The sequence below is a fragment of the Kitasatospora sp. NPDC002965 genome, assembly GCF_040611255.1.
In the GTDB taxonomy this organism is placed as follows: domain Bacteria; phylum Actinomycetota; class Actinomycetes; order Streptomycetales; family Streptomycetaceae; genus Kitasatospora.
Map to the genome: position 1 here is coordinate 1 of NZ_JBEXNT010000250.1, position 5,276 is coordinate 5,276.

At 77.1% G+C, this 5,276-nt stretch carries 4 protein-coding genes; 2 read left to right on the top strand and 2 right to left on the bottom strand.

Annotation, left to right across the window (positions count from 1 at the left end):
• Positions 1 to 2,263, bottom strand: a 2,263-nt coding sequence (lanM, locus tag ABZY91_RS41200; protein ID WP_355409284.1) for a type 2 lanthipeptide synthetase LanM, incomplete at its 3' end; no start/stop codon positions are given.
• Between the two features lie 283 nt (positions 2,264 to 2,546).
• The gene (locus ABZY91_RS41205; RefSeq protein WP_355409286.1) at positions 2,547 to 3,191 is read right to left on the bottom strand and encodes a class I SAM-dependent methyltransferase; all 645 of its coding nucleotides are present in this window, start codon (positions 3,189 to 3,191) and stop codon (positions 2,547 to 2,549) included.
• Between the two features lie 310 nt (positions 3,192 to 3,501).
• Between ABZY91_RS41205 and ABZY91_RS41210 the strand changes: the two genes are divergently transcribed.
• Complete coding sequence (locus ABZY91_RS41210; protein ID WP_355409288.1) at positions 3,502 to 4,410, top strand: sigma 54 modulation/S30EA ribosomal C-terminal domain-containing protein; 909 nt, start codon at positions 3,502 to 3,504, stop codon at positions 4,408 to 4,410.
• Positions 4,411 to 4,460: 50 nt separating this feature from the next.
• Positions 4,461 to 4,931: a pyridoxamine 5'-phosphate oxidase family protein gene (locus ABZY91_RS41215; protein ID WP_355409290.1), complete on the top strand. Its 471-nt coding sequence runs from the start codon at positions 4,461 to 4,463 to the stop codon at positions 4,929 to 4,931.
• The last annotated feature ends 345 nt before the right edge of the window (positions 4,932 to 5,276 follow it).

Sequence of the window (5,276 nt, forward strand, 5' to 3'; positions counted from 1 at the left end):
CCTCGACGAGGTCGGGCCGGTCCAGCAGGGCGCCCGTCTCGGCGAGGGCGGCGACGGCCAGCCCGTTCCAGGCGGCGACCACCTTGTCGTCCCGGCGGGCGGCGGTGAGCAGCTGCTCGGGCTCCGGCGCGGTGGCCCAGACGTTCTCGGGGACGGGCCGGCCCGGCCGGTGTGCGGGCGTCCCGGCGGCGCCGACCATGGCCGCGCGGATGATCCACTCCTGGTCCTTGCGGTCGACCCCGCCGAGCCCTGCGAGCTTGGACTCCGCCCGGGCCAGCCCCGCCTCGGCGAGTTCCCCGGGCAGCCGCCGGCCGCCGGAAGTCCACAGATCGCGGGCGCCGGGGCGGGCGGTGAAGAGCGGGACGTCACCGCTCCAGAGGTCGGCGATCTCGTGGTCGGCGAGTTCGGGCCGGCCGGGATCGTCGACCGCGTCGGTGCGCAGCAGCTCCAGGACGGCCTGGCGCGCGGCGGCGTCGCGCAGCACGTCCGGGTGGGTGGACTCGTCGAGCAGGCGTGCGTAGACCCGGGTGGCCCGGGGCACCACGCGGACCTCGTCCTCGGCGAACGAGCGCAGCAGGCCGCGCGGGCCGACGAGCTGGTCGCGCCCGGCGGCGAGTGCGGCGTACCCGGCGCGGAAGCCTTCGACCAGGGCCTCGGTGTGGCCGGCCGGGTCCACCGGCGCGCCGCCCAGGCGGGGGCGGTTGTGGGCCTCCCCGAACGGCCGCGGGCGCCGGACCAGCCGCATCTCGTCGGTGCCGGCGCCGGCCCAGTCGACGCCCTCGACGGGGGAGGTGAGCCGGCCCGCACCGCCGCCACCGCCGATGCCGGAGACGTCCACCGCGCCGTCGTCGCCGACCAGCAACTGCGGCAGCAGGCCGACCCGGTGCACGGACTCCTGGAGGGCCAGGACCGCCGGGTCCTCTGCCGGGTCACGCCGGGCCGGCGGGTGGAACAGCGTCTCGACGTCCACCAGTACCGGGTGCTCCCCGCACGCGACGAGGTTCTCGAAGTGCAGGTCGGTGCCGTCCAGGACGTGCAGCAGCGCGAGCAGCGCGCCCTGCCGGCGGTAGAAGCGCTCGACCTCGAAGCCGGTCAGACAGGGGCGTGCCTCGGCGTACTCGGTCCAGCCGTGGCCGCCGCGGTCGAGCAGGCCGAGCGCGCGCAGCCGGGGCACCCCGGGCTGCGCGGTGTACCAGGTGAGCAGGGCGTTGAAGTGCCGGTGCGCGGCGGGCGGCCGGGGCCGGTGGACGACGGCGCCGCCGTCGGCGAAGTGCAGCACGGCCACCGCACGCCCGCGCCGGTGCCGGTCGCCCGCGTCGGCGGCGACCGCGACCAGCGCGCCCGGGTCGCGTCCGCGCAGCAGGCCGGCGACCAGGGACGGGCGGTCGCCGGCGAAGCGGTCCAGCAGCTCGGCGAACGCGTCGGCGGCGTCGAGGCAGGCGCGGGCGAGCAGCCGGGCCAGCACCGGGTACTCGCGCAGCAGGGCGGCCAGGCCCTCGCGGCGCGCCGTGAGCGCGAGGAACGAGCGGAACCGCTCGTGCGGGCTGCCGCCGGCCAGCCGCCCGCCCGCCCGTGCCACGTTGAGCTCCAGGACCAGCGTGCGGGCCGCGATCCGGGCGAGCCGTTCGGTCAGGCGGGCGGTGAACCCGGTGCGCAGGGCGGCCAGGTCGATCCGGCCCAGCTGCTCGGCGGCCCGCACGCCGGGGGAGAGGGCGGTCAGCAACCGGACCTGGGCGCGGTCCGCGAACGGCTGCAGGACGAGCGCGAAACCCGTCAGCCCCGGGTAGGCCGCGCGCGGCACCACCGGGCGGACCGGGGCGGCGGCGACGGCGGCCTCGGTGAAGGCGGCCCAGTCGGGGCGGGCGGCGGGGGCGGGCCGGCCCGGCGTCAGGCCGCGCGCCCACCAGGGGGGGCCGCCGGAACGGGCCGCCCGGAGGCGGGAGCGGTGGAGGCGGGTGGCCGGGCCGGGGTGCGCCGGGCCGGGGCTCGGCGCGGCGAGGTCCGGTGCGTCGGGGGCCGGTGCGGCGGGAGGGGGCGCGGCGGGCGTCTCCCCGGGGACGTGCGGGGTTCCGGATACGGATCCCGGCCCGGACGAGGCCGGGGCTCCGGTTCCGGCCGGCGCCCGGTCGGGACCGGCCGGTTCGTCCGGCGAGGGGGCATCACCGGGCACCGGAGAGTGCGGGAACGGTGCGGTCGAGGAGATCGCCGGTGCGACCGGGCCCTGAACCGGTCCGGCGCCTCCGTCGAGGCGCGTGCTGCGCACGGCGTTCACCTCTGCCACCACCGCACCTCCGATGCCGGGAGAGGGCTGCGCTGCCGTCGAAGGCGCCGCCCTCGGTGCCGATCCTGGCGTCGAGGCGGCCACCGGGGCATGGGGGGAGGGCCCCCATCTTTGTGGCGGTCGGCCCGCATGATCCGGGCCGACGGCCGGGGCCGGGGGAGGCGCCGAGTGCGGGGGCCGGTGCGCGGTCGGGTACGCAGTCGGGTACGCGGTCGGGTGCGGGGCCGCCGCGTGGCCGCCGCGTTTCCGGGTTCCGGGGGAGGATCTACCGTCTGGCGAACAGGAACCGAGTGGCGACCGCCGGGCGGTCGTTCATCGTGAGCACCGGGAGTTCGTGCTCGGCCACCGCGTCGAAGTCGCCGAACAGTTCGCCCAGCCACGCCCGGGTGTGGTGGCGGCAGACCGCGCCGTCGCCGGTCTCGAACACGCCGAACCGGCCGTACCGCGACTCGAACCGCCGGTAGCGCTCGCGGTTGCGTTCGTCCGGCTGGAGGCAGTAGTCGCTGACCTGGAGGAGCGCGCCCGGGCGCAGCACCCGGTGGAGTTCGGCGACGAGGGCGCGCTGGGCGTCGTCGCCCGGTACGCAGGTGAGGACGGCGAACAGGAAGGCCGCGTCGTAGGAGGCGTCCGGACGGTCGAGCCGGGGCGGGTCGGTCAGCACGTCGAACCGGGCGGCCGGTTGCTCGGCGCGTGCCCGGGCGACCGACTCCGCTGCGACGTCCACGCCTTCGACGTCGGTGAAGCCCAGGCCGGCGAGGTCGCCGGCGAGCCGGCCGTACCCGCAGCCGTAGTCCAGGAGGGCGGCACCCCGGTCGATCCGGGCGGTCCAGCCGGGGTGCAGCGGGTGGCCGAAGGTCTTCCCGGTGCCGGTGGAATTCCAGTACGCGGACTGGTCGTCGGGGATCGACATGGCCCGATCATGCCACGGCCGGGGCGCGGTCCGGCATCCCGCGACGTCAGAGAGCGCGTGTGGCCCGGCCGTCCGGGGATTCCCGCACTCCCGGCGCCCGGGACGGCCGGCTCGCCCGGGCGGGAGCACCACGCCCGGACGAGCCGGGTCGTCCCGGCGGTGGGGGCCGGACGGCGGGCGCCGATGGGGCCGTTCGGCCCTTGTGACGGCTGTGCGGTGGCGGGATGGTGATCGACGCGCCGGTGTGTGCGGGCCTGCCGGAGGCGGGTGGCGCGGCCTGACGAGAACGCGGAACGGGAAGAGGCCTGAGGTGGGCGAGTTGGTCACGGTGCGGGTGTGCGACGGGATTTCGCGAGGTTTCGCGGTCGACGCCAGGGCCCGGATCGCAGCCGTGGTGAGCGGGGCGGACGCCCTGGTCGAGTCGCTGCGGGTCCGGGTCGGACCGGTCGGCCCGACCGGCGTCCTGGCCCAGGTCAACGCGGAGGTGGACGGTCGGCGGATCCGCGTCCAGGAGGTCGCCGTCGATCTGGGGGAGGCCCTGGACCGGCTGGCCGACGGCCTGCGCGGCCGGATGACAGCCGTCGCCTCGGGGTGGGCGCCCCGGCCCTGGCCCCGCCGGGCCCGGAGCCGCGGGCCTGCCGCGGCCCCCTCGTCGGTCGAGGCGCCGCAGGCCGGGGTTCCGGAGGTCAGGGCCCAGCAGGTCAGGGCCTCGGAGGTCAGGGCCCAGCAGGTCAGGGCCTCGGAGGTCAGGGCCCAGCAGGTCAGGGCCTCGGAGGTCAGGGCCCGGCGCTGGGCGGATCCGCAGGCCGCCCGTACCGAACTCCCCTGCGCCGCCGGGCCGCAGGACATCGTCCGGCGCAAGCAGGCCCACCTCGTGTGGTGCTCGCCGGACGCCGCCGCCCGGACGATGGACGCGATGGACTTCGACATCCACCTCTTCACCGACCCGGCCACCGAGACCGACGCCGTGGTCTACCGGGTGGGTCCGACCGGCTACCGGCTGGCCCGTACGGCCGCGGCCGGTCCGCCCACCCGGCCGATCGCCCCGCTCACCCTCAGTCCGAGCGGTGCACCGGAGTTGACGGAGGATCAGGCCGTCGAACGGCTGGCCGCCGCCGAGCTGCCGTACCTGTTCTTCGCCCAGCCTGGTTCGCGGCGCGGGCGGGTGCTCTACCGGCGCTTCGACGGCCGGCTCGGCCTGATCGCGGGCGCCTCGTGAACGACGAGTCCGTCCGTCGCCGCCTGCGCGCGCTGCGCCGGCCCGAGGGCCTGCCGCCGCCCGCCCGCCCCCGTCCGGCCTCCGACGCCCCGCCGCGCGAGCTGGTCCCGCTCGAACGGGCCGAGGCCCTGCGGCTGTTGGGAAGTGCGCCGTTCGGCCGGATCGTCTTCACCGTGTCCGCGCTACCGGCGATCCGCCCCGTGAACCACCTCCTGGTGGACGACGTCATCGTGATCCGGACCCACGACGGCGCCGCGCTGACCACGGTCGCCCAGGGCGGGGACGACGCCGGCGTGGTGGTCGCCTACGAGGCCGACGCGATCGACCCGTCGACCCGGCTCGGGTGGAGCGTGGTGGTGACCGGCTTCGCGAGGCCGGTCACCGATCCGTCCCTCCTGGCCCGCTACCGCGGGCTGTTGAGCCCGTGGGTGAACGCCTCGATGGACCACACGGTGGCCATCCGGCCCGACCTCGTGACCGGCTACCGGATCGCCGCGGTCGGCACCGCCGCCGCCTCCTGACGCTCCCGCGTCGGCCCCGGCGGCCGGGGGCGTGGCCACCGCGGACGTGTGCGGCCGAGGCCCGCGGGCGACCTTCGCCGACGCTCCGCCGTCCCTCGGCCGACGGCCCCCGACTGCGCCGGCGCGACCGGGGAGAACGTCAACTCCCCGGCCGCGACCGGTGCTTCGTCGTCTCCGGGGGTCGGTGACGGTGGTCCCGGCCGGTGGTCCCGAACCGGGGCCCACCGGCCCCGGCCGCTGGGTCCAACGGCCCTAGTAGTACTTCGTTAGGTTGATTTGATCTTGTGGTCGTGGCGGTGCATGCTGCGGTCTGTGGATCTTGGTGAGGTGGAGAAGCTTCGTGGA